A 22,068-nucleotide genomic window follows, 5' to 3' on the forward strand; every position below is an offset into this window, starting at 1 on the left:
ACATTAAATAACTCAAATTCATATTTTTTATGCTTTGGATAACCAACTGGAATGCAACCATGGACCTGGCCAACCTCAATGCTTTTATTGCCATCGCCGAGACAGGAAGTTTCTCCGGGGCCGGCGAGCGCCTGCACCTGACGCAACCGGCGATCAGTAAACGCATCGCCGGGCTGGAGCAGCAATTAAAGGTGCGCCTGTTTGATCGACTGGGTCGTGAAGTCGGTCTGACAGAGGCGGGCCGCGCCCTGCTGCCGCGCGCCTATCAAATTCTGAATGTACTGGATGATACGCGCCGCGCCCTGACCAACCTGACCGGCGAGGTCACCGGTCGGCTGACACTGGCCACCAGCCACCACATTGGCCTGCACCGCCTCCCCCCTTTATTAAGGGCGTTCACCCGCCGCTACCCCGACGTCGCGCTGGACATTCAATTCCTCGACTCGGAAGTGGCCTACGAAGAGATCCTGCATGGTCGCGCCGAATTGGCGGTCATTACCCTGGCGCCGGAACCTCATGCGCTGGTCAAGGCCACCCCGGTGTGGGACGACCCGCTGGATTTCGTGGTCGCCCCGGAGCATTCGCTGCTCACTAACGGCCCGGTCAGCCTGGCGGACATTGCCCGGCATCCGGCCGTGTTCCCCGGAGGCAACACCTTCACCCATCACATCGTCCAGCGCCTGTTCGAAGCCCAGGGGTTGACGCCAAACATCGCCATGAGCACCAATTACCTGGAAACCATCAAAATGATGGTGTCGATTGGCCTGGCCTGGAGCGTGCTGCCGCGCACCATGCTCGATGATCAAGTTGCGCGAATACCCCTGCCGGGCATACAACTGTCTCGCCAGCTAGGCTATATCCTGCACACAGAACGGACGCTATCGAATGCAGCGCGGGCCTTCATGGCCTTGCTGGAGGCTCAAATCGATCTGCCAGGGACTCAAGGCTAACTTGTGCTACTCCTATAGAGCCGCGAATTCCTGTGCCAAATGCCCAAATCAGCCCAAGGCTTGCCAATGCCGAAATCTGTTGACCGTATTCCGCCGATGCCGCGAATCCAGGCACTTGACCCTCAACGATCCGAGCAGAGCTGGGAAAGTGCCCCCCAATTGTTGGCTGCCCTGAACGGCGCGCGTTTGGGCGCCTGGTATTGGGATATCGAACGCGGGCAGATCAGCTGGTCTCGCGGCACACAGGCGCTGTTTGGCTTTGATCCACGCCAACCGTTACCCGCCGATCTGGAATACCTCGATTTGCTGCCCCCGGAAGACCGAGCGAAAACCGTTCGCGCCTTCCACGCCGTGATCGCCGGCGCACCGCTGGAGCAAGCGATGCACCATCGCATTCGCTGGCCCGACGGCAGCCTGCATTGGCTGGAGATCAATGGCAGCCTGCTGCCCGACAAACACGGCCGGCCACGCATGATCGGGGTGATTCGCGAAATCACCCACCAGCGCCAGCGCGAGCAAGCGCTCAGCAGCTCGGAAAAGCGTTTCGCCACCCTCTTTCACCTGTGCCCGAACATGGTCCTGCTGACCCGCCAGGAAGACGGTCTGATCACTGAGGCCAACCAGTATTTCGAGAGCCTGTTCGGCTGGCCGGTACAGGATGCGATCGGCCGCACCACCCTGGAGCTGGGCCTTTGGGTGCACCCCGAACAACGGGCGGTTCTGGTCAAAGCCACCAAGGCCAAGGGCGAACTGATCAACATGGAAGTGCAGTTTCGCGCCAGCAATGGCCAGATCCACGACGGCATCCTCAGCGCGCAAAAGGTCGAGCTCGAAGGCCAACCGTATCTGCTGAGCACCTTCCTCGACACCACTGAACGCAAAGCTGCCGAGCACGCCTTGAAAGACAGTCAGGAGCGCCTCGACCTGGCCCTTGATTCGGCGCAACTGGGTACCTGGGACTGGCACATTCCCAGCGGCATGCTTTACGGCTCGGCCCGCGCCGCCCAGTTGCACGGAATGGACGCGAAACCTTTCCACGAATCTTTCGAAGACTTTTTCGAAGGCGTGCCCGGGGAGGAACGCGATTCCATGCGCGACGCCTACCGCAGCCTGCGCGAAGGTCCGGCGGGCAATTATCAACTGACCTACCGGGTACAACTGGAGGACGGCACCTCACGCTACCTGGAAAGCCGCGCCCGGCTCTATCGCGACGAAAACGGCCTGCCGCTGCGCATGGCCGGCACCCTGCTCGACATCACCGATCAAGTCGAACGCGAACAGCAGCTGGTGGCTTCCGAAGAGAAATTCGCCACCCTGTTCCAGGTCAGCCCGGACCCGATCTGCGTCACCCGCCAGGACACCGGGCACTTCATCGAAATCAACTCCAGCTTCACCCAGACCTTTGGCTGGAGTGCCGCCGATGTCATTGGACGCAGCGCCGACGAAATCGGCCTGTGGGACGCCTCGGCAAAAAGCCTGCAGCGCATCGAACAGGTGATCCGCGAGCAAAGCCTGAACAACGTGGCCATCCTCGTCCAGCATAAGGACGGGCAGTCGCTGACCTGCGTGATCTCGAGCCGGCAGATCAGCGTCGGCGACCAGCCATGCGTGGTCACAACCCTAAGGGACATCACCCAGCAACAACGCTCGGAAGCCGCGCTCAAGGCCAGCGAAGAAAAGTTCGCCAAGGCATTTCATTCAAGCCCCGATGCCATCACCATCACCGAACGCGACACCGGACGCTATCTGGAGGTCAACGACGGTTTCTGCCGCCTGACCGGCTACCGCGCCGACGAAGTGATCGGGCGCACGGTGTATCAGGTCGGCATCTGGGCCGAAGAGAAACAACGTTCGGCGTTATTGGCTGAATTGCAGATCAAGGGCCGGGTTCATCACCAGGAAATGCTCGGGCGCAACAAGCGCGGCGAATTGCTGACAGTGGAAGTGTCGGTGGAACCGATCACCCTCAATGAAACCGCGTGCCTGCTGCTGACCGCCCGGGACGTGAGCCTGCTGAAAAACGCCGAAGCGCAGATCCGTCACCTGGCCTACCACGACCCACTGACCAATCTGCCCAACCGTGCACTGCTGATGGACCGCTTGAGCCAGCAGATCGCCTTGCTCAAACGCCACAACCTGCGTGGCGCCCTGATGTTTCTCGACCTCGACCATTTCAAGCACATCAACGATTCCCTCGGCCATCCGGTGGGCGACACGGTGCTGAAGATCATCACTGCCCGCCTGGAAGCCAGTGTGCGCATGGAAGACACCGTCGCGCGCCTGGGCGGCGACGAATTCGTGGTCCTGCTCAGCGGTCTCGAAGGCTCGCGCAGTGAAGTCAGTGATCAGGTGCGCGAACTGGCCGATACCTTGCGTGAATTGCTGTCGGAACCGATGTTCCTCGATGGCCAGCGCCTGCAAGTGACGCCGAGTATCGGCATTGCGCTGATTCCCGACCACGGCTCCACGCCGACCGATTTGCTCAAACGCGCGGACATTGCCCTCTATCGCGCCAAGGATTCAGGGCGCAACACCGCGCAGATGTATCACAACACCATGCAGAAGGCCGCCAGCGAGCGCCTGCGCATGGAGACCGATCTGCGCCTGGCGCTGTCGCGGGGTGAATTTCGCGTGCACTACCAGCCCCAGCTCGATGCCCGCAATAACCGCATCGTCGGCGCCGAGGCCCTGGTACGCTGGACCCACCCCGAACTCGGCGCGCAATCGCCGACCGAATTCATCAAGGTGCTGGAGGACAGCGGGCTGATCCTGGAGGTCGGCACCTGGATTCTCGACGAAGCCTGTCAGGCCTTCAGGCAATTGATCGCCAATCGCCTGATCGACCCGCTGAACTTCAGCCTGTGCGTCAACATCAGCCCAAGGCAGTTCCGCCAGAACGACTTTGTCGAACGCATCGAAAACAGCCTCGCCAGCCACGGTCTGCCCTGCTCGCTGCTGAAACTGGAAATCACCGAAGGCATCGTCATCCAGAATCTGGAAGACACCATCAGCAAAATGCGTCGCCTGAAAAAACTCGGCGTGAGCTTTGCCATGGACGACTTCGGTACCGGTTATTCCTCGCTGACCTACCTCAAGCGCCTGCCGGTCGACACCCTGAAAATCGACCAGTCGTTCATCCGCGACGCCACCACCGACCCCAATGACGCCGAAATCATCCGAGCCATCGTGGCCATGGCTCGCAGCTTGGAACTCAAGGTGATCGCCGAAGGGGTGGAAACGCCGGAGCAACTGGCGTTCTTGCAGGGGCTGGACTGCCATTTCTATCAGGGTTACCTGCACAGCCGGCCGTTACCGGTGGAGGAATTTCAGAAACTACTGAGATAACCGGATCTTTCCAGAGGCCGGGTACAAAAAAGGGGCGCCAATGGCGCCCCTTCTTGTTGCTCTGACTCAGTGCTGCAGAGCCGGTTTTTCCGTCCCGTTGATCGGGATGCGTTTGGCTTTCGCCTCTTCCGGAATCACCCGCAGCAGGTCGATGCTCAACAGACCGTTGCTCAGGCCGGCAGCCTTGATTTCGATATGGTCCGCCAGTCGGAACGACAGCTTGAACGCGCGCTGGGCGATGCCCTGGTGCAGGAAGGTCACGCCTTCGTTGCTGTCACGCTTGCCGCCACTGATGGTCAGCACACCCTTCTCGACTTGCAGCTCCAGGTCTTCTTCCTGGAAACCGGCCGCCGCCACGACGATGCGGTATTGATCGTCACCGTGTTTTTCGACGTTGTACGGTGGGTAGGTGCTGCCTGGCTCGTTGCGCAGGGCGGTTTCGAACAGGTCGTTGAAACGGTCGAAGCCTACCGAGGAACGGAACAGAGGCGCCAGGGAAAATGCAGTACTCATGGTTCAAATCTCCTGAAAACTATCAGCAAGTTGTTTGTCTCCGCGACCCGAATTCGGCATCGCGTAACCCTTAGATAGGGACCGCCGATTACTTTTCAAGAGATTTTTTTCAAATTTTTTTAGCTGTTTTCAGGCGGCTTCAGCGACCTGCAACCCCAACAAACGCGAGACCTGATCCAGTTCGGTCTCGCGGCGCAGGACGCTGAACAGCTCCACCGCTTCGGGATAATTGCGGGTCAGCATCGCCAGCCACTGCTTCAAACGACCCGGCGATTGACGGGGCGTCATCTGCGCCTTGGCTTGCAGCCAGAAGTCCTGAATCAGAGGCAGCAGTTCGGCCCAAGTCATCTCGATGACCTCTTCACCGGCACGCGCGGCGGCGATTTGCCGAGCCAGATCCGGGCGCGAAACCAGGCCGCGACCCAGCATGATGTCTTCCACACCGCTGATTTCGCGGCAACGGCGCCAGTCTTCGACACTCCAGATATCGCCGTTGGCAAACACCGGCACCTTGACCACGTCCTGTACCCGCGGAATCCATTCCCAATGCGCCGGTGGCTTGTAGCCGTCGGTCTTGGTTCGTGCATGGACCACGATGTGCGCCGCGCCACCTTCGGCCAGGGCCGTGGCGCACACCAGCGAGCCATCCGGGCTGTCGAAGCCCAGGCGCATCTTGGCGGTCACGGGAATGTGCGCCGGAACGGCGCGGCGGACATGTTCGACGATCTGGTTCAGCAGCTCCGGCTCCTTGAGCAGAACCGCTCCTCCGCGGGACTTGTTCACGGTCTTGGCCGGGCAGCCGAAGTTCAGGTCGATCACCTCGGAACCCAGCTCACAGGCCAGCGCAGCGTTTTCTGCCAGGCAAACCGGATCGGAACCCAACAACTGCACGCGCAGCGGCACACCGGCACCAGTGCGAGCACCGTTGAGCAATTCCGGGCCGAACTTGTGGAAATAGGCAGGCGTGAGCAACTGATCGTTGACACGAATGAACTCGGTTACGCACCAGTCAATGCCACCCACGCGGGTCAGCACGTCGCGCAGGATGTCGTCGACCAACCCCTCCATGGGCGCCAAGGCAATTTGCATGAAAAACACACTCAACGAAAAACGTGCGGCAGTTTACTGGATTACGCAAGAAATCTGCAGAACATCGCAGATCCTTTGCCGGAGCGAGCTCGCGATGGATTCAAAAACACCACGGGGAACCAGACAGTCCGGGTGATCGTTGACCACCATCGCGAGCAAGCTCGCTCCTACTAGGGTTGGAGCGACAGCAACGCCGGGCCATAGCCCTCGATGAACTCCGCCGGCATGCGTTTGGGCTTGCCACTGGACAGTTCGATGCAAACGAAGGTGGTTTGCGCCCGCAGCAACGTCGAATTGTCGCTCGGGCGCTTCAACTGGAAGTGACGAGTCATTTTCAGGCGCTGATCCCAATCGACGATCCAGGTCGCCAATTGCAGCTCGTCGCCTTCATAAGCGGCCGCCAGGTAATCGATCTCATGCCGCACCACCGCCATCGCCCGGTCCAGTCGCCGGTATTCGACCAGGTCCAGGCCCAGGCGCTGGGAGTGGCGCCAGGCACAACGCTCGAGCCAGGTGACGTACACCGCATTATTGGCGTGCCCCAGCCCGTCGATGTCCTCGGCGCCTACTTGCAGATCAATGATAAATGGCGTTGCCCGATCCCAGCCCATGCCCCACTCCCGGTCAGATGATGTCGACCGGGGCAGTGTAACGGATGCTCAGGCCGATTGGCGCGATTGCAGACGGCGTCCGGCCAGCAGTGATAGCACGCCATCAATCACCCGAGGGTCGGCCAATACTCGCTGATGACCACCTTCCTGCAGGCGCAACAGGCGGCTGTCGAACCAGGCTTCATGGATCGCCTGCGATTCCTTCACCGAGACAAACTTGTCGTCTTCGGCATGGACGATCAGGCCAGGCATGTCCAGTTGGTAGTGCGCCACATCCAGCGTTGCGGCGCGCATGCCGACGTCCTTCTCAACCTGACGAATGAATGCCGAGCGGGCTTTCGGCGGCAACCCCACATAACGCGCGAAGCCGCGCAGTACGCCGAGAATTCGCGCCGGAGCCGCGATGGTGACCAGGGTTTCGGTACGCAAACCCAGCTGCACGGCCAGCATGGCGCTGGCGCCACCCATCGAGTGACCGATGACTGCTTGCAAGGGCGGCAATTCGGCGGCGGCTTCGAGCATGGCCCGGGCGAACAGCACTACGTTCGCTTCGGTTCCCGGTGAACGACCGTGCGCCGGACCATCAAGGGCAACCACGGAATAACCGGCATCGACCAAAGCGGTGATGAGACTGGCAAACTGCGTCGGCCGGCCCTCCCAACCGTGCATCAGCAACACCGCAGGGCCCTGCCCCCAGCGCAATGCCGAGAGACCGAAGCGCAACGTGATCCGCTCGGATTTAGCCAGCAGCGGCAATTCCCAGTCACGCGGCGCAAATTCTCGCGGCGTCATGAATGCCAGTCGCATTTTGCTTGCGACCAGTTTTGGAGCAAACCAACCCAAGGTGCCATTGACGCCACGAACCCACTTTAACGCGCTCATCGCTCTCTCCTCAGGCGCAAGCCTTCAGGTCAACGCACTGCCGACTTGGCGGCGCGTAGCAATCGATCGGATAAATCACCAGGACCCAGCGCCCGTGCCAGCGCCAGACCGCCCACCATCAAGGCCAAGTCGGCCAGGGCTTTATCGGTATCTTCAGGACTGGACGCCAACTGCGCGACCATCAGTTCCATGTGTTCATTCAGTGCGACCCGGAAGGCATCGGGCAGACGTCCGAGCTCACCGATCGACGCCGGGATCGGGCACGCAGACTCGCTGGAATCACGATGCTTGCGCGACAGATAGAACGCAGCGACCAGCGCGCGACGCTCCTCACCGGTCAGCTCGGCATCCATGTCGGCAATCAGGTCACGACGGCGACCCAACAATTGCTTGAACGCCTCCAGCATCATTGCGTCCTTGCTTTCGAAGTGCGCATAAAAGCCGCCGACGGTCAGGCCGGCTGCGCCCATGACTTCGCCCACACTAGGCTCGGCCGGGCCGCGCTGAATCAGCGCTGCGCTGGCAGCCTTGAGGATGCGTTCACGGGTTTGAGCTTTTTTATCGTTCATCGTTGCCTCCGAATATTACGACTAGAATATTATTCTCATAATAATTTTCTGCAAGTCGTGGATGTGACCGCTGGTCTGAAGAACAGTTTGAAAGAAATGGGGGAATTTGGCCAAACGCCAGACAAACAAAAGGGCCATTCAATAATTGAATGACCCTTATAAAATCCCGCAGAGCGGGTAATCGTGGCGTCCCCTAGGGGACTCGAACCCCTGTTACCGCCGTGAAAGGGCGGTGTCCTAGGCCACTAGACGAAGGGGACACAAACCCTTCTATACAACTGATCAGTGCTGAGAGCTGATCGATTCAAGGCCGGTGTGGCCAGACCTTGAACTGTAAAATTGGTGGAGCTAGACGGGATCGAACCGTCGACCTCTTGCATGCCATGCAAGCGCTCTCCCAGCTGAGCTATAGCCCCGGATTTTTCGCCTCGCGGCGGAGCGACATTTTGTGATATCGCTTCTGTAAAACTGGCGTCCCCTAGGGGACTCGAACCCCTGTTACCGCCGTGAAAGGGCGGTGTCCTAGGCCACTAGACGAAGGGGACGCAAACCCTTCTATACAACTGATCAACGCTGAGTGTTGATCGCTTCAAGGCCGGTGTGGCCAGACCTTGAAGTGTAAATTGGTGGAGCTAGACGGGATCGAACCGTCGACCTCTTGCATGCCATGCAAGCGCTCTCCCAGCTGAGCTATAGCCCCTCATCGTTGATGTCATCGCTGAGGACGGGGCGAATCTTAAGGGTGTATCGAAAGCCTGTCAAACTTATTTTTAAAAAAATTCAAAAATTTTTGTCGGCATTACAATCACTTACCGCCCTTCCCCCGCAAATTCGGGAGAAAACGCCGGAGGACAGGAGCAAATATCCCGGCCTCCGACGGCTACCGCAGAGTCAGACGCGCTCAGGCAATAGCGCCCAGCAGCTTTTCCCACTCTTTGTTTTCTTTCTTCGACACGCCGCCCAGCAGGTCAATCGCCTGGCGCAGACGGAAACGCGTCAGGTCCGGACCGAGGATTTCCATCGCATCGAGCACGGACACCGAACTCGCCTGACCGGTGATCGCGGCAAACATCAACGGCATGGCGTCACGCAGTTTCAGCTCCAGGGACTCGACCACGGCCTGAATGGTCGCAGTGATGCTGTCCTTCTCCCACTGACGCAGGCTTTCCAGCTTCCACAGGATCAACTGCATCAACTGACGAACTTGATCGCCGGACAGTTTCTTCGACTCGAACAGCCTGGCGTCCGGATTCACGCCACCGGCAAAGAAGAACCCGGCCAGCGGTGCGACCTGGCTGAAGGTCTCGACACGGCCCTGCACGTGCGGCGCGATCTTCATCATGTATTCGGAATTGAAGGCCCACTTCTGCACGCGCGCGGCGAATTCTTCCACCGGCAGGTCGCGTAGCCACTGGCCGTTGAGCCACGACAATTTCTCGATGTCGAAAATCGGCCCGCCCAGGGACACACGCTTGAGATCGAAGTTATCGACCATTTCCTGAAGCGAGAACTTCTCTCGCTCGTCCGGCATCGACCAGCCCATGCGCCCCAGGTAGTTGAGCATCGCTTCGGGCATGAAACCCATGCGCTCGTAGAACGTCACCGAAGTCGGGTTCTTGCGCTTGGACAGCTTGCTCTTGTCCGGGTTACGCAGCAGCGGCATGTAGCACAGCTCCGGCTGCTCCCAACCGAAGTATTCGTACAGGAGGATCAGTTTCGGCGCCGATGGCAGCCACTCTTCTCCACGCAACACATGGGTGATGCCCATCAGGTGGTCATCGACCACGTTGGCCAGGAAGTAGGTCGGCAGGCCGTCGGTCTTCATCAGGACTTGCATGTCCATGCGATCCCACGGGATTTCAACGTCGCCACGCAGCATGTCCGGAACCACGCAGACGCCTTCGCTCGGCACCTTCATGCGGATCACGTGCGGTTCGCCAGCCGCCAGGCGGCGCGCGACTTCTTCCTTGGACAGCAACAAGGCACGGCCGTCGTAACGCGGCGTCTCGCCGCGAGCCATTTGCTCGGCGCGCATCTGGTCCAGTTCTTCGGCGGTGCAGAAGCACGGGAAGGCATGACCCATGTCGACCAGTTGCTGGCAATACTTCTGATAAATGTCGCCGCGCTCGCTCTGACGGTAAGGACCGTGCGGGCCACCCACGTCCGGGCCTTCACTCCAGTCGATGCCCAACCAGCGCAAGGCGTCGAAAATCTGCTGTTCGGACTCACGGGTCGAACGCAGCTGGTCAGTGTCTTCGATCCGCAGGATGAACTCACCGCCGTGCTGCTTGGCAAAGCAGTAGTTGAACAATGCGATGTAAGCGGTACCTACGTGGGGGTCCCCGGTAGGCGATGGCGCGATGCGCGTGCGGACGGTGGTCATGGCAAGTCTCAACAAAAGAATAGAAAGCGAAGATCAGACAAGGGGCGAATGGTAACAGGCGACGTACGCCCTGCTCCAGTAAGCAGGGCATTTAAGCCAAGGTTGCGCCTACAACGCCCGTTTTCCGCGGTGAATGACCGAATATCAGCCAATGGCATTTACCGTTTATCGGCTGTATGCAAGATTCGCCTGCTGATAACTTTCCTGACAATTTCTCGACTACAGTTTGCCCCATGCCTGCCCAACTCAAGCGTCGCCTGTCCATTTTCCTGATAATCGTCCTGCTGATCGCCGCGGGCTTTTTTGCCCATTGGTTTTTCAAGGGGCGTTTTTACGAAAGCACTGACAACGCGTACGTCCAGGGCGAGATCACCCGCGTGTCCAGCCAGCTGGGGGCGCGCATTGACAAGGTGCTGGTCCAGGACAACCAACATGTCGAGAAAGGCCAGTTGCTGGTCAAACTTGAAGGGGATGATTTCCACCTCGCCGTCGACCGCGCCAACGCGGCCCTTGCCACCCGCGAAGCCGAACGCCTGCAAGCCCAGAGCAAACTGACGCAGCAAAGCAGCCTGATTGCCGCCAGCGATGCGCAAGTTGCGTCCATGCAAGCGAGCCTGGGTCGCTCACAGATCGACCTGAACCGCGCCGAGACTTTGCGCAAGCCCGGTTATGTCTCGGAGGAACGGGTCACCACCCTCTCCGCCGACACCCACATTGCCCGCTCGCAACTGGCCAAGGCCCAGGCGGATTCCCAGGGCCAGCGCCAGCAAGTCAACGCACTGACCGCCGAGATCAAACGCCTAGACGCGCAAATTGCCAACGCCAAAACCGATCTCGCCCAGGCTGAACTGAACCTCACCCGCAGCGAAATCCACGCCCCTATCAGCGGCCTGATTGGCCAGCGCGCCGCTCGCGAAGGCCAGTATGTGCAGGCCGGTGCCTATTTGCTGTCGATCGTGCCGGATGAAGACATCTGGATTCAGGCCAACTTCAAGGAAACCCAGATCGGCCACATGCAACCCGGCCAGAAAGCCGAGCTGATTTTCGACGCCTACAGCGACACGCCGATCGAAGCGCGGGTCGACAGCCTGTTCGCCGCGTCAGGCGCGCAGTTCAGCCTGTTGCCGCCGGACAATGCCACGGGCAACTTCACCAAAGTCGTACAACGGATGCCGGTAAAGCTGACCTTCGCCCCGGACAATCCCCTGCGCGGCAGAATCCGTCCAGGCATGTCGGTCACGGTCAAAGTGAATATCAAAGACGCCCCTGACAATGGCCGGTGATCAACTGATCCGTCCGGTCGGGGAACCGACCCGGCGGGACTGGATCGCGGTCATGAGCGTGATGCTCGGCGCCTTCATGGCGGTGCTCGACATCCAGATCACCAACTCTTCGCTCAAGGATATCCAGGGTGCGCTGTCGGCCACCCTGGAAGAAGGCTCATGGATTTCCACCTCGTACCTGGTGGCGGAAATCATCATGATCCCGCTGACCGCTTGGCTGGTGCAGCTATTGTCGGCGCGACGCCTGGCGGTGTGGGTGTCCCTTGGATTTCTCGCCGCATCGCTCCTCTGCTCCATGGCCTGGAGCCTGGAGAGCATGATTGTCTTTCGCGCCTTGCAAGGCTTCACCGGTGGCGCGCTGATCCCGCTCGCCTTCACCCTCACCCTGATCAAACTCCCTGAACACCACCGCGCCAAGGGCATGGCCATGTTCGCCATGACCGCCACCTTCGCGCCGTCGATTGGCCCGACGCTGGGCGGCTGGCTGACGGAAAACTGGGGCTGGGAATACATCTTCTACATCAACGTGCCCCCCGGCCTGATCATGATCGCCGGCCTGATGTACGGCCTGGAGAAGAAGGAAGCACACTGGGAACTGCTCAAAAGCACCGATTACGCAGGGATCGTCACCCTCGGCGTCGGCCTTGGCTGTTTGCAGGTGTTTCTGGAGGAAGGCCATCGCAAGGACTGGCTCGAGTCGAACCTGATCGTCACCCTCGGCAGCATCGCGCTGCTCAGCCTGATGACGTTTGTGATCGTACAGTTTTCCAAGCCCAACCCGCTGATCAACCTGCGCATCCTCGGCAATCGCAACTTCGGTCTATCGAGCATTTCCAGCGTCGGGATGGGGGTCGGGTTGTACGGTTCGATCTATCTGTTGCCGCTGTATCTGGCGCAGATCCAGAACTACAACGCCCTGCAGATCGGCGAGGTGATCATGTGGATGGGCGTGCCGCAGCTGTTTCTGATCCCGCTGGTGCCCAAGCTGATGAAGTACATCTCGCCCAAATGGCTGTGCGCGATGGGTTTCGCACTGTTCGGCGTGGCGAGTTTTTCTTCGGGCGTGTTGAACCCGGACTTCGCCGGACCGCAGTTCAATCAAATCCAGATCGTGCGCGCGCTGGGACAGCCGCTGATCATGGTCACCATCTCGCTAATTGCCACTGCCTACATCCAGCCCCAGGACGCCGGCTCGGCGTCGAGCCTGTTCAACATCTTGCGCAACCTCGGCGGCGCCATTGGCATCGCCCTGCTGGCCACCCTGCTGGATGCGCGAACCAAGACGTACTTTGACTACTTGCGCGAATCCATCGTGCCCGGCAACCCACAAGTGGCTGAACGCATGGCCTCTTTGACCGATCGCCTGGGCAGTGAAACGGCGGCGCTGGGCAAACTCAGCGAGATTGCCCATCAACAGGCCTCGATCATGGCCTACAACGATGCGTTTCATCTTGTCGGGATTGCGCTGGGGATCAGCATGCTGGCGGTGTTGCTGACCAGGAAATTGCCAGCGGGGCTCAAGGCCGGCGAAGCTCATTGAAGTTCGTGCAGCCTCTGGAGCTAGCTTGCCAGCAAAGCAGTGGTGGCCTTGATGCCGCCTTCGCTGGCAAGTCAGCTCCTACAGGTCTGTGTTGTTCCTGCCAGTTCAGACCGTAATCAACCGCTCGCGCAACTTGGCAATCTCGTCCCGCATCTGCGCTGCGGCTTCGAACTCCAGGTCACGCGCCAGCTGGTACATCTTCTCTTCCAGCGCCTTGATACGCTTGGCAATCTCACCTGGCGACCGCAATTCGGCTTCGTACCGGGCATTTTCCTCGGCGGCCTTGGCCATGCCTTTGCGTTTCTTGCTGCGCGAGCCCGGCACGGTGGCGCCTTCCATGATGTCGGCCACATCCTTGAACACGCCCTTGGGCGTAATGCCGTTGGCCAGGTTGAAGGCAATCTGCTTGTCGCGACGGCGCTCGGTTTCGCCAATCGCGCGCTCCATGGAACCGGTGATGCGATCCGCATAGAGGATCGCCCGTCCATTGAGGTTACGCGCCGCCCGGCCGATGGTCTGGATCAGCGAGCGCTCGGAGCGCAGGAAGCCTTCCTTGTCCGCATCGAGAATCGCCACCAGCGACACTTCCGGCATGTCCAGGCCTTCGCGCAACAGGTTGATCCCCACCAACACATCGAAAGTGCCGAGGCGCAGATCGCGGATGATCTCGACCCGCTCCACGGTGTCGATGTCCGAGTGCAGGTAACGCACGCGCACGCCGTGGTCGGCCAGGTAGTCGGTCAAATCTTCGGCCATGCGCTTGGTCAGCGTGGTAACCAGCACTCGCTCCTCGACGGCAACACGCTTGCTGATTTCTGACAGCAAGTCGTCAACCTGGGTCAGCGCCGGGCGGATTTCCACCTGCGGGTCGACCAGACCGGTCGGTCGCACCACCTGCTCGACCACTCGCCCGGCGTGTTCCGCCTCATAGTTGCCGGGGGTCGCCGAGACAAAAATGGTCTGCGGGCTGATGCTTTCCCATTCGTCGAAACGCATCGGCCGGTTATCCAGCGCAGACGGCAGCCGGAAGCCGTACTCGACCAGGGTTTCCTTGCGCGAGCGGTCACCTTTGTACATTGCGCCGACCTGCGGCACGCTGACATGGGACTCGTCGATCACCAGCAAGGCGTCGGCCGGCAGGTAATCGTAAAGGGTCGGTGGCGGCGCGCCGGCCTCACGGCCGGACAGGTAGCGCGAGTAGTTTTCGATGCCGTTGCAATAACCCAGTTCGAGGATCATCTCCAGATCGAAACGGGTGCGTTGTTCCAGCCGCTGGGCTTCCACCAGTTTGTTGTTGGAACGCAGGTATTCCAGGCGCTCCTTCAATTCGACCTTGATCCCTTCCACGGCGCCCATCAGGGTTTCCCGTGGCGTCACGTAGTGGCTTTTGGGATAGAAGGTGAAGCGCGGCAGCTTACGGATGACTTCGCCGGTCAGCGGATCAAAAGCCGACAGGCTTTCCACTTCATCATCGAACAGCTCGATGCGGACCGCTTCGAAGTCGGATTCCGCCGGGTGGATATCAATCACATCGCCGCGCACACGAAAGGTCGCGCGGGCAAATTCCATGTCGTTGCGGGTGTATTGCAGGTCGGCCAGGCGCCGCAGCAATTCCCGTTGATCGAGCTTGTCGCCGCGATCCACGTGCAACACCATCTTCAAATAGGTTTCCGGGCTGCCCAGACCGTAGATGCACGACACTGTGGTGACGATGATCGCGTCCTTGCGTTCCAGCAACGCCTTGGTCGCCGACAGCCGCATCTGCTCGATGTGATCGTTGATCGAAGCATCTTTCTCGATGAAGGTGTCGGACGACGGCACATAAGCTTCGGGCTGGTAGTAGTCGTAGTAGGAAACGAAATACTCCACGGCATTGTTCGGGAAGAACGCCTTGAACTCTCCGTACAACTGCGCGGCGAGGGTCTTGTTCGGCGCCAGCACCAGGGTCGGGCGCTGCACCTGAGCGATCACGTTAGCGATACTGAAGGTCTTGCCCGAACCGGTCACACCGAGCAACGTCTGGTGCGCCAGCCCGGCCTCGATGCCCTCGACCATCAGGCGGATGGCTTCCGGCTGGTCGCCGGCGGGCTGGAAACGGGTGACTAGCTGAAATTCAGACATGTAGTACCTCTCGGTTCTCGGTGCAGGAATCCGCCACTGCACAGTCAAACCGGCAGGAACGAAAAAGGCCGCAAACGACCCGCGTCGCCCGAGGAAAAAACTGGATTGTGCTCAATGTGGAGCCGATTGCACTCGCTTTCAAGGCAAACGTCCTACATCCCTCGAAGTCTTTGACGACGCCAATCGACTAACGGTCGGAAAATAATCGGAAAAACTTACCGTAAAAGCTGAATCGTCTGTCGCCATCAATCGCAGATGGCCTCTATACTAGCTCCCCGTTTGTGCACCGCTCTAGTGCATTCGGCTGGAGCGCGACACGTCCCTCCACTCTCCATTCAGAGCCGCCGCAAAAATGAGCCTGTTCTCCGCTGTCGAAATGGCACCACGCGATCCAATCCTGGGCCTCAACGAAGCATTCAACGCCGATACCCGTACCAACAAGGTCAACCTGGGAGTCGGTGTTTACTGCAACGAGGAGGGGAAGATTCCACTCCTGCGCGCCGTTGTCGAAGCCGAAACCATTCGCGTCGCTCAACACGCTTCCCGTGGCTACCTGCCAATCGACGGCATTGCCGCCTACGACCAGGCCGTGCAAAAACTGCTGTTCGGTAACGATTCGCCGCTGATCGCCGCTGGCCGCGTCATCACCACCCAGGCCGTTGGCGGTACTGGCGCACTGAAAATCGGTGCCGACTTCCTCAAGCAACTGCTGCCGAACGCCGTCGTGGCTATCAGCGACCCGAGCTGGGAAAACCACCGCGCACTGTTCGAAACCGCCGGTTTCCCGGTGCAGAACTACCGCTACTACGATGCCGCGACCCATGACGTGAACCGCGTCGGCCTGCTGGAAGACCTGAACGCGCTGCCAAACGGCTCAATCATTGTCCTGCACGCCTGCTGCCACAACCCGACCGGCGTCGACCTGAGCCCGACGGACTGGAAAAACGTGCTGGAAGCGGTGAAGGCCAAAGGTCACGTGCCGTTCCTCGACATGGCTTACCAGGGCTTTGGCGACGGCATCGACGAAGACGCCGCTGCCGTTCGTCTGTTCGCTGAATCGGGCCTGACCTTCTTCGTCTCCAGCTCGTTCTCCAAATCCTTCTCGCTGTATGGCGAGCGCGTGGGCGCCCTGTCGATCGTCAGCGAATCGAAAGAAGAAAGCGCGCGCGTTCTGTCGCAAGTCAAACGCGTCATCCGCACCAACTACTCCAACCCGCCGACCCACGGTGCAAGCATCGTCGCCGCCGTGCTGAACAGCCCGGAACTGCGCGCCCAATGGGAAGCCGAACTGGCCGAAATGCGCCTGCGCATTCGCGGCATGCGCACCCAGATGGTCGAACTGCTGGCGAAAAACGCGCCGCAACGCGATTTCAGCTTCGTTGGCCGTCAGCGTGGCATGTTCTCGTACTCCGGCCTGAGCGTTGAGCAGGTTCACCGTCTGCGCAACGAATTCGGCATCTACGCCCTGGACACCGGCCGCATCTGCGTGGCTGCGCTGAACCAGAGCAACATCAATGTCGTGACGGACGCCATTGTTCAGGTGATCTGAATCGCGCGCTGATACGAAAAACGGGAAGCCTTTTGGCTTCCCGTTTTTTATTTGTCGCAGATAATTCTCAAAGCGCCGACCCGCACCCCTAAACTGCACACATCGCTCCTGCAGGTTTGATGTACACCCGAGATTTCGACGAGAGCCCACATGAAAAACGATGACCTACGCGCTGACCGCGATGACCTGGATGACTTCATCCCCCGTGCTCCGGCCAAACGGGGCAATAACCTGGTGATGCAAGTCGCCACCGGCGTGTTCCTCGGCGGCCTGGCGCTGTGGCTGGTGCAACTGGGCGCCACAGCGCTTTACGCCAAACTGATGCTCGGCACCTTTACCTTCGGCGGTTAGGCCAGTTCGGTCGCCCGCAGGCTGGCGGCGTCGTCATAGGCGACATAGAGCGATTCAGCCACCTGACTCTTGATCGCCTTGGTGCTTTCCAGACCCAGGACAAAACCTTCGGCCTTGCCGCCGGCGCGGTTCAATTCGTCGGCGCTGCTGGCCTGGGTGATCGCATCGAACAGTTTTTCGGCGTGTGGGCCGACACCCTTGGGCAGGCTGATCTGAGCGATGCTCATGCGAGCACCCCGTTTTGACGAGGTGAGGTGGTTGAGTGATTCATGGCACGTACCTTTTCGGCGAATGGCCGGTAGCGCGTGTAACCACTTCCGGGCGGCCATGGTAGTCCTCTGCTGCGGTTCTGGTAACCGCCAATCACCGATAAACCACCGTCTGTCCCGATGAATCCATCAACTTGCTATCAGGCGCTTGACTTCTCTTTTTGAATCAGTAACATAGGCGCCATTCCGCGATAGCTCAGTTGGTAGAGCAAGTGACTGTTAATCACTGGGTCCCTGGTTCGAGTCCAGGTCGTGGAGCCAGACAGCAACATAAAGAAGCCCCTGAATCGAAAGATCAGGGGCTTTTTTGTGGCTGCGATTTTTTGATCCACAAAGAAAAAGCCGATCTGTGTATTCAACAGATCGGCTTTTTTCATTCGCTAAGCGTGTCAGACATGCTCACTGCTTTTGGCATGCGCCGCTCGCGGCTCTCCGTGGCCATGGTCCGGCTCCACCACCGGAATCTCTTTACCATCGCAGTCATGCAGCTTGCCGTCGCTGAAGTAATCCCCTTCGCGCAACGCCGCCAGATCCTGATAACGCAGAACCCGCTCGGTCCCCGCGGCAAACACCGACTGTTGGTCGGAGTTACCGGCCGTGAGATGGTTGAATGTGAGGTTCAGCACGATGGCCATGATGGCCGAAGAGCTGATGCCGGAGTGGAAAATGGTGGCGAACCAGCTTGGGAAATGGTCGTAGAAGTTCGGTGCAGCGATGGGGATCATGCCGAAGCCGATGGAAGTGGCAACGATGATCAGATTGACGTTGTTGCGGTAGTCGACCTTGGACAGCGTACGGATACCGCTGGCGGCCACCGTGCCGAACAACACGATACCGGCACCACCGAGCACGGAGGTCGGTACCGCAGCGATGACCCGCCCCATGAACGGCAGCAGGCCGAGGAGAACCAGGAACAGCCCCCCCGTGGCCACCACAAAGCGGCTCTTGATTCCGGTCACCGCCACCAGCCCGACGTTCTGGGCAAAGGCGCTTTGAGTGAATGAGCCAAAAATCGGCGCGATCATGCTCGACAGCATGTCGGCGCGCAGACCGTTCCCCAGGCGCTTGGAATCAACCTTGGTGCCGATGATTTCACCAACAGCCAGGATATCGGCCGAGGTTTCCACCAGGGTCACCATCACCACAATGCACATCGACAGGATCGCGGCAAAGTGGAAAGTCGGCATGCCGAAATGGAACGGCGCAGGAAAACCGAACATCGGACCCTGGGTCACGGACGAGAAATCCGCCATGCCGAGGCACACCGCGATGATCGTACCGACGACCATCGCCAGCAGGATCGACAAACGGGAGATGGTCGCGCTACCGATCTTGCTCAGCAACAGCACCAGCACCAGCGTCACAGCGGCCAGGCCGATGTTGGCCATGCTGCCAAATTCCGGTGAATGACTGTTGCCGCCCATGGCCCAGCGTGCCGCCACAGGCATCAGCGTCAGGCCGATGGTGGTGATCACGATCCCCGTGACCAGCGGCGGAAAGAACTTGGTGATTCGAGAAAACACTGGCGTGATCAGCAAACCGATCAGGGACGCCGCAATCACCGCCCCCAGAATCGACTGGAACCCGCCCTCGCCGCCGCTGCTGACAATCGCCACCATGGTTGCGACACCCGAGAACGACACACCCTGTACCAGCGGCAACTGACAGCCGAAAAACGGTAGACCCAGGGTTTGCAGCAACGTGGCCAGCCCCCCCGCAAACAATGAAGCAGCAATCAACAAACCGATGTCCGCCGGCGAAAGCCCGGCCGCCTGACCAATGATCAAAGGCACCGCGACGATGCCACCGTACATGGTCAGAACATGTTGCAGGCCGTAAGCCATATTCGCGCCGATCCCGAGATTTTCATCTTCAGGCCGTTGGTGTGAAACATGGGGCGTTTTCATGTTAGGGGGTTCCCTGGTTTTTGTTATGCGCACACTGTATTCAAGACTCAGGACAACTGTCTATAGAATTGTATACAACTGACCGGTCAATTTATGAACGGTTAGCCATGCAGTCTGTGTGCCAGTGTGTGCAACCTCCTAAAAAACCTCGGAATATATCCGCCCCGCCCTTTCCCTCTTGCGTTCACCCGCCGTTTAAATTTCTGGCGAGCACTGGCCGCGGGCACCGGTTTTTATTGGGAGATCAAGTGTGTCGCGCCTGAATAGCCTGAAAAAAGCCTTCGTGGCTCTCAGTGAATTTCACAAGGCGAAGGCGCCTGAAGTACGACCAGGAAGAAGCGCGAAAAAGGGGCAGAATGATCCAATTCGCCCCTTTTTTGTGTGCACGATGATCCGTCTATTGCGGCACGATCAATCGCTCGAGTGTGCGCATCAATGTCGCATGGGTCGGCACCCGTATGTCGAACTCGCTCTCCAAAACGCCGATCAACGCCTGCACATCGGCCACTTCCCGGCGCTCGCTGTCACACCCCATGCGATGAATCGCAAAACTTCCGTTGTTGAGCGTACGTCGCCACCCTTCCCCGGTCCGCGCCACCATCAGTTGCCTGGCGAACGGTGATTCAGGGTGAGTCGAGACATACCAGTTGCCGACGGCGTAATCGATGTCCTCCTGGCGCTGCAGGTCGAAGATGTACATCGCTCGCCATTCGCCCGCGACCCTGGCGCGCAGGGTATAGCCGTCGGCGTGCTGTTCGATGCGATACGACTCATGGGGCGTGATTTGTTCATCGGCGGTATCGAGCAACAGCGGTGCGGTGGGCACCATGCCGCCGAAGCCGACGTCGCTGATGTAGCGCACGCCGTCCAGGGTGACCAGGCTCAAGCGGTGCGTTCGGGCCGTCCATGCGCCTTCAGGCTGCCCCATGACCACGCGACCGCTGATGCCCCGCGCATCGAAACCCAGCGCCTGAAGCAAGGCCAGGTACAGATTGTTCAGTTCGTAGCAGTAACCGCCGCGCCCCTCGTGCAGGACTTTCTTCTCTATCGAGGGCAAGTCGATCAGCACCGGTTCGCCAGATAACGTGGTCAGGTTTTCAAACGGGAACACGCCGGTATGGCGCAATTGCAGTCGTCGCAGGGTTTCCAGGGTCGGCGCCGGGGACATGTCAAAGCCCAGGCGTCGCAGATACAGCGCGAGGTCAGTCAGGCGTGGCTCGCTCATCGTTCAGTCCTTGTGCACGCAGGCAGCGGATCGCTCCGCCAATGGGCGCTATGTATAAGGGAAGAACCGCCGTGACCGACAATTGATTTAACCAATCGCCCCCACTCCTGACGTCAACGGTGTTTGCGCAAATCCAGTTGAATCCAGGTCGGTGCGTGATCGCTGGCGTGGGGTTCGTTGCGTACCCAGGCATCGACGCCCGCCGCCTGCAGGTAAGGACTCAAGGCTGGATTGAGCAGCAGGTGGTCGATGCGCAAACCGGAATTCTTCTGCCAGTGCTGGCGAAAATAATCCCAAAAGGTGTAGAGCCGATCCTGCGGGTACAGGTATCGCAACGCGTCCGTCCAGCCCTGATCCAGAAGGCGTTGATAACACTCGCGGCTCTCGGGTTGCAGCAGCGCATCCTTGAGCCATGAGCGCGGGTTGTAGATGTCCAGGTCGGTCGGCACCACATTGTAGTCACCGGCCAGCACCACCGGATGCTCGCTGCACTGAAGATCCTTGGCATAGGCGATCAGGCGCTCGAACCACGCCAGCTTGTACTCGAACTTCGGTCCAGGTTGCGGGTTGCCATTGGGCAAGTACAAGCAGCCCACCAGCACGCCGTGCACGGCGGCTTCCAGGTAGCGGCTCTGGCTATCGCCGTCATCGCCCGGCAAGCCTCGTCGGCTCTCCAGGGGCTGCGCGTCCCGCGCCAGAATCGCCACGCCGTTCCACGATGCCTGCCCCTGCCAGATGGCGCCGTAACCGATGGCCTCCAGCTCAGCGGCAGGGAACGCGCTGTCGACCGACTTGAGCTCCTGCAAACAGGCGATGTCCGGTTGCTCACGTTCGAGCCAGGCCAGCAGGTTCGGCATCCGGGCGCGCATGCCGTTGACGTTGAACGTCGCGATTCGCAACTTTTTCATGGCCATCAGTCCTGTTGCCAAGGGTGTCCAGATTGTGACCCCGATGGCTCGTAGTGGTTGCGTCGGCTGACGCGTATAAGGCGTAACAGAACGGCCTTCGCAAGCAAGCTCCCACAGGGCTCCCGGTTGGCCCGCAGGTCGGCGATCTACCCTGCTACGCCACTCGTCATCCAACCGGCACCAACCGCCTCGCCCCTCACACCAACATCAGGTAACGACTCATTTTGGGAGACGCGCCATGATGAACATCAAACTCACTTCGCTGTTACTGGCCGGATTGCTGTCCGCTGCATCCCTGGCCACCTACGCGGCATCGGGCGACGGCACCAATACGACCGGCACCCAGTCCGGCGCCACCAGCGGCCCGGTCATGCCGCCCGACAATACTCCCGGCTCGTCCTCAGGCGGCAATGCCGGTGACGGTGGCGCCACCGGCTCATCCAGCGGCAGCGCAGGCGGGAATGCCGGAAACAGCGGCTCTGGTGCCGGTGGAGGCACCGGTGCGGCGGGCGGCGGGACCGGCGGCGCTGGCGGCGGGACAGGCAGCTGAACGCGCAAAGGCAGCCGATGAGG

18 protein-coding genes and 5 tRNA genes are annotated in these 22,068 nt (G+C 59.8%); 8 read left to right on the plus strand and 15 right to left on the minus strand.

Annotation, left to right across the window (positions count from 1 at the left end):
* Positions 1-59 precede the first annotated feature (59 nt).
* Both F7R06_RS13795 and F7R06_RS13800 read left to right on the plus strand, forming a co-directional pair.
* On the plus strand, positions 60-950 hold the full coding sequence (locus F7R06_RS13795; RefSeq protein ID WP_090318715.1) for a LysR family transcriptional regulator: 891 nt from the start codon (positions 60-62) through the stop codon (positions 948-950).
* Positions 951-1,016: 66 nt separating this feature from the next.
* Positions 1,017-4,295, plus strand: coding sequence for a PAS domain S-box protein (locus F7R06_RS13800; protein ID WP_090318710.1), 3,279 nt, complete (start codon positions 1,017-1,019; stop codon positions 4,293-4,295).
* A gap of 66 nt (positions 4,296-4,361) precedes the next feature.
* On the opposite strand, the gene F7R06_RS13805 is transcribed toward F7R06_RS13800, so the two are convergent.
* The 10 genes from F7R06_RS13805 to gltX form a co-directional block, all read right to left on the minus strand.
* The gene (locus tag F7R06_RS13805) at positions 4,362-4,808 is read right to left on the minus strand and encodes an Hsp20 family protein (protein ID WP_047531258.1); all 447 of its coding nucleotides are present in this window, start codon (positions 4,806-4,808) and stop codon (positions 4,362-4,364) included.
* Between the two features lie 129 nt (positions 4,809-4,937).
* Complete coding sequence (locus F7R06_RS13810) at positions 4,938-5,897, minus strand: tRNA dihydrouridine synthase (protein WP_090318705.1); 960 nt, start codon at positions 5,895-5,897, stop codon at positions 4,938-4,940.
* Between the two features lie 170 nt (positions 5,898-6,067).
* Positions 6,068-6,508: an acyl-CoA thioesterase gene (locus tag F7R06_RS13815; RefSeq protein WP_090318702.1), complete on the minus strand. Its 441-nt coding sequence runs from the start codon at positions 6,506-6,508 to the stop codon at positions 6,068-6,070.
* A 48-nt stretch (positions 6,509-6,556) separates the two neighbouring features.
* Entirely contained in the window at positions 6,557-7,390 is an 834-nt protein-coding gene (locus F7R06_RS13820) for an alpha/beta fold hydrolase (protein ID WP_090318699.1), read from the minus strand.
* A gap of 29 nt (positions 7,391-7,419) precedes the next feature.
* Positions 7,420-7,959 carry a TetR/AcrR family transcriptional regulator gene (locus F7R06_RS13825; protein WP_090318696.1) on the minus strand — a complete coding sequence of 180 codons (540 nt, stop codon included), beginning with the start codon at positions 7,957-7,959 and terminating at the stop codon, positions 7,420-7,422.
* Positions 7,960-8,143: 184 nt separating this feature from the next.
* A tRNA-Glu gene (locus tag F7R06_RS13830) sits at positions 8,144-8,219 on the minus strand.
* Positions 8,220-8,299: 80 nt separating this feature from the next.
* A tRNA-Ala gene (locus tag F7R06_RS13835) sits at positions 8,300-8,375 on the minus strand.
* A gap of 53 nt (positions 8,376-8,428) precedes the next feature.
* Positions 8,429-8,504 (minus strand) — tRNA-Glu (locus F7R06_RS13840).
* A 79-nt stretch (positions 8,505-8,583) separates the two neighbouring features.
* Positions 8,584-8,659 (minus strand) — tRNA-Ala (locus tag F7R06_RS13845).
* Positions 8,660-8,860: 201 nt separating this feature from the next.
* The gene (gene gltX, locus F7R06_RS13850) at positions 8,861-10,342 is read right to left on the minus strand and encodes a glutamate--tRNA ligase (protein ID WP_090318693.1); all 1,482 of its coding nucleotides are present in this window, start codon (positions 10,340-10,342) and stop codon (positions 8,861-8,863) included.
* 233 nt (positions 10,343-10,575) lie between these two features.
* On the opposite strand from gltX, the gene F7R06_RS13855 reads away from it, so the two are divergent.
* Together F7R06_RS13855 and F7R06_RS13860 are read left to right on the plus strand one after the other, a co-directional pair.
* Positions 10,576-11,625, plus strand: coding sequence for an HlyD family secretion protein (locus F7R06_RS13855; RefSeq protein WP_090318690.1), 1,050 nt, complete (start codon positions 10,576-10,578; stop codon positions 11,623-11,625).
* Entirely contained in the window at positions 11,615-13,165 is a 1,551-nt protein-coding gene (locus tag F7R06_RS13860) for an MDR family MFS transporter (protein ID WP_090318687.1), read from the plus strand. The genes F7R06_RS13855 and F7R06_RS13860 overlap by 11 nt, the downstream gene beginning before the upstream one ends.
* A gap of 105 nt (positions 13,166-13,270) precedes the next feature.
* Here F7R06_RS13860 and uvrB read toward each other — a convergent pair whose 3' ends face one another.
* Positions 13,271-15,286, minus strand: coding sequence for an excinuclease ABC subunit UvrB (uvrB, locus tag F7R06_RS13865; protein WP_090318684.1), 2,016 nt, complete (start codon positions 15,284-15,286; stop codon positions 13,271-13,273).
* A gap of 352 nt (positions 15,287-15,638) precedes the next feature.
* Here uvrB and F7R06_RS13870 point away from each other — a divergent pair, with 352 nt between their 5' ends.
* Positions 15,639-16,835, plus strand: a complete 1,197-nt coding sequence (locus F7R06_RS13870; protein WP_090318682.1) for an amino acid aminotransferase — start codon at positions 15,639-15,641, stop codon at positions 16,833-16,835.
* A 150-nt stretch (positions 16,836-16,985) separates the two neighbouring features.
* Positions 16,986-17,186, plus strand: a complete 201-nt coding sequence (locus F7R06_RS13875; RefSeq protein WP_090318679.1) for a hypothetical protein — start codon at positions 16,986-16,988, stop codon at positions 17,184-17,186.
* Here the strand turns inward: F7R06_RS13875 and F7R06_RS13880 are convergent.
* On the minus strand, positions 17,183-17,413 hold the full coding sequence (locus F7R06_RS13880; protein ID WP_090318677.1) for a hypothetical protein: 231 nt from the start codon (positions 17,411-17,413) through the stop codon (positions 17,183-17,185). The genes F7R06_RS13875 and F7R06_RS13880 overlap by 4 nt on opposite strands.
* A 227-nt stretch (positions 17,414-17,640) precedes the next feature.
* Here F7R06_RS13880 and F7R06_RS13885 point away from each other — a divergent pair.
* Positions 17,641-17,716 (plus strand) — tRNA-Asn (locus F7R06_RS13885).
* 128 nt (positions 17,717-17,844) lie between these two features.
* On the opposite strand, the gene F7R06_RS13890 is transcribed toward F7R06_RS13885, so the two are convergent.
* The 3 genes from F7R06_RS13890 to xth all read right to left on the minus strand — a co-directional run bounded on the left by F7R06_RS13890 (position 17,845) and on the right by xth (position 21,495).
* Positions 17,845-19,362 carry a nucleobase:cation symporter-2 family protein gene (locus F7R06_RS13890; protein ID WP_090318674.1) on the minus strand — a complete coding sequence of 506 codons (1,518 nt, stop codon included), beginning with the start codon at positions 19,360-19,362 and terminating at the stop codon, positions 17,845-17,847.
* Positions 19,363-19,759: 397 nt separating this feature from the next.
* Positions 19,760-20,587: an arylamine N-acetyltransferase family protein gene (locus tag F7R06_RS13895; RefSeq protein ID WP_090318671.1), complete on the minus strand. Its 828-nt coding sequence runs from the start codon at positions 20,585-20,587 to the stop codon at positions 19,760-19,762.
* Between the two features lie 113 nt (positions 20,588-20,700).
* Complete coding sequence (xth, locus tag F7R06_RS13900) at positions 20,701-21,495, minus strand: exodeoxyribonuclease III (RefSeq protein WP_090318668.1); 795 nt, start codon at positions 21,493-21,495, stop codon at positions 20,701-20,703.
* 238 nt (positions 21,496-21,733) lie between these two features.
* Here xth and F7R06_RS13905 point away from each other — a divergent pair, with 238 nt between their 5' ends.
* The gene (locus tag F7R06_RS13905) at positions 21,734-22,045 is read left to right on the plus strand and encodes a hypothetical protein (RefSeq protein ID WP_090318665.1); all 312 of its coding nucleotides are present in this window, start codon (positions 21,734-21,736) and stop codon (positions 22,043-22,045) included.
* Positions 22,046-22,068: the final 23 nt, after the last annotated feature.

It is taken from the genome of Pseudomonas moorei (assembly GCF_008801475.1).
GTDB lineage: Bacteria > Pseudomonadota > Gammaproteobacteria > Pseudomonadales > Pseudomonadaceae > Aquipseudomonas > Aquipseudomonas moorei.

Coding starts and splice junctions, on each gene's coding strand:
- F7R06_RS13795 (WP_090318715.1), top strand. CDS start 60: ATGGACCTGGCCAACCTCAATGCTTTTATTGCCATCGCCGAGACAGGA.
- F7R06_RS13800 (WP_090318710.1), top strand. CDS start 1,017: ATGCCGAAATCTGTTGACCGTATTCCGCCGATGCCGCGAATCCAGGCA.
- F7R06_RS13805 (WP_047531258.1), bottom strand. CDS start 4,808: ATGAGTACTGCATTTTCCCTGGCGCCTCTGTTCCGTTCCTCGGTAGGC.
- F7R06_RS13810 (WP_090318705.1), bottom strand. CDS start 5,897: ATGCAAATTGCCTTGGCGCCCATGGAGGGGTTGGTCGACGACATCCTG.
- F7R06_RS13815 (WP_090318702.1), bottom strand. CDS start 6,508: ATGGGCTGGGATCGGGCAACGCCATTTATCATTGATCTGCAAGTAGGC.
- F7R06_RS13820 (WP_090318699.1), bottom strand. CDS start 7,390: ATGAGCGCGTTAAAGTGGGTTCGTGGCGTCAATGGCACCTTGGGTTGG.
- F7R06_RS13825 (WP_090318696.1), bottom strand. CDS start 7,959: ATGAACGATAAAAAAGCTCAAACCCGTGAACGCATCCTCAAGGCTGCC.
- gltX (WP_090318693.1), bottom strand. CDS start 10,342: ATGACCACCGTCCGCACGCGCATCGCGCCATCGCCTACCGGGGACCCC.
- F7R06_RS13855 (WP_090318690.1), top strand. CDS start 10,576: ATGCCTGCCCAACTCAAGCGTCGCCTGTCCATTTTCCTGATAATCGTC.
- F7R06_RS13860 (WP_090318687.1), top strand. CDS start 11,615: ATGGCCGGTGATCAACTGATCCGTCCGGTCGGGGAACCGACCCGGCGG.
- uvrB (WP_090318684.1), bottom strand. CDS start 15,286: ATGTCTGAATTTCAGCTAGTCACCCGTTTCCAGCCCGCCGGCGACCAG.
- F7R06_RS13870 (WP_090318682.1), top strand. CDS start 15,639: ATGAGCCTGTTCTCCGCTGTCGAAATGGCACCACGCGATCCAATCCTG.
- F7R06_RS13875 (WP_090318679.1), top strand. CDS start 16,986: ATGAAAAACGATGACCTACGCGCTGACCGCGATGACCTGGATGACTTC.
- F7R06_RS13880 (WP_090318677.1), bottom strand. CDS start 17,413: ATGAGCATCGCTCAGATCAGCCTGCCCAAGGGTGTCGGCCCACACGCC.
- F7R06_RS13890 (WP_090318674.1), bottom strand. CDS start 19,362: ATGAAAACGCCCCATGTTTCACACCAACGGCCTGAAGATGAAAATCTC.
- F7R06_RS13895 (WP_090318671.1), bottom strand. CDS start 20,587: ATGAGCGAGCCACGCCTGACTGACCTCGCGCTGTATCTGCGACGCCTG.
- xth (WP_090318668.1), bottom strand. CDS start 21,495: ATGAAAAAGTTGCGAATCGCGACGTTCAACGTCAACGGCATGCGCGCC.
- F7R06_RS13905 (WP_090318665.1), top strand. CDS start 21,734: ATGATGAACATCAAACTCACTTCGCTGTTACTGGCCGGATTGCTGTCC.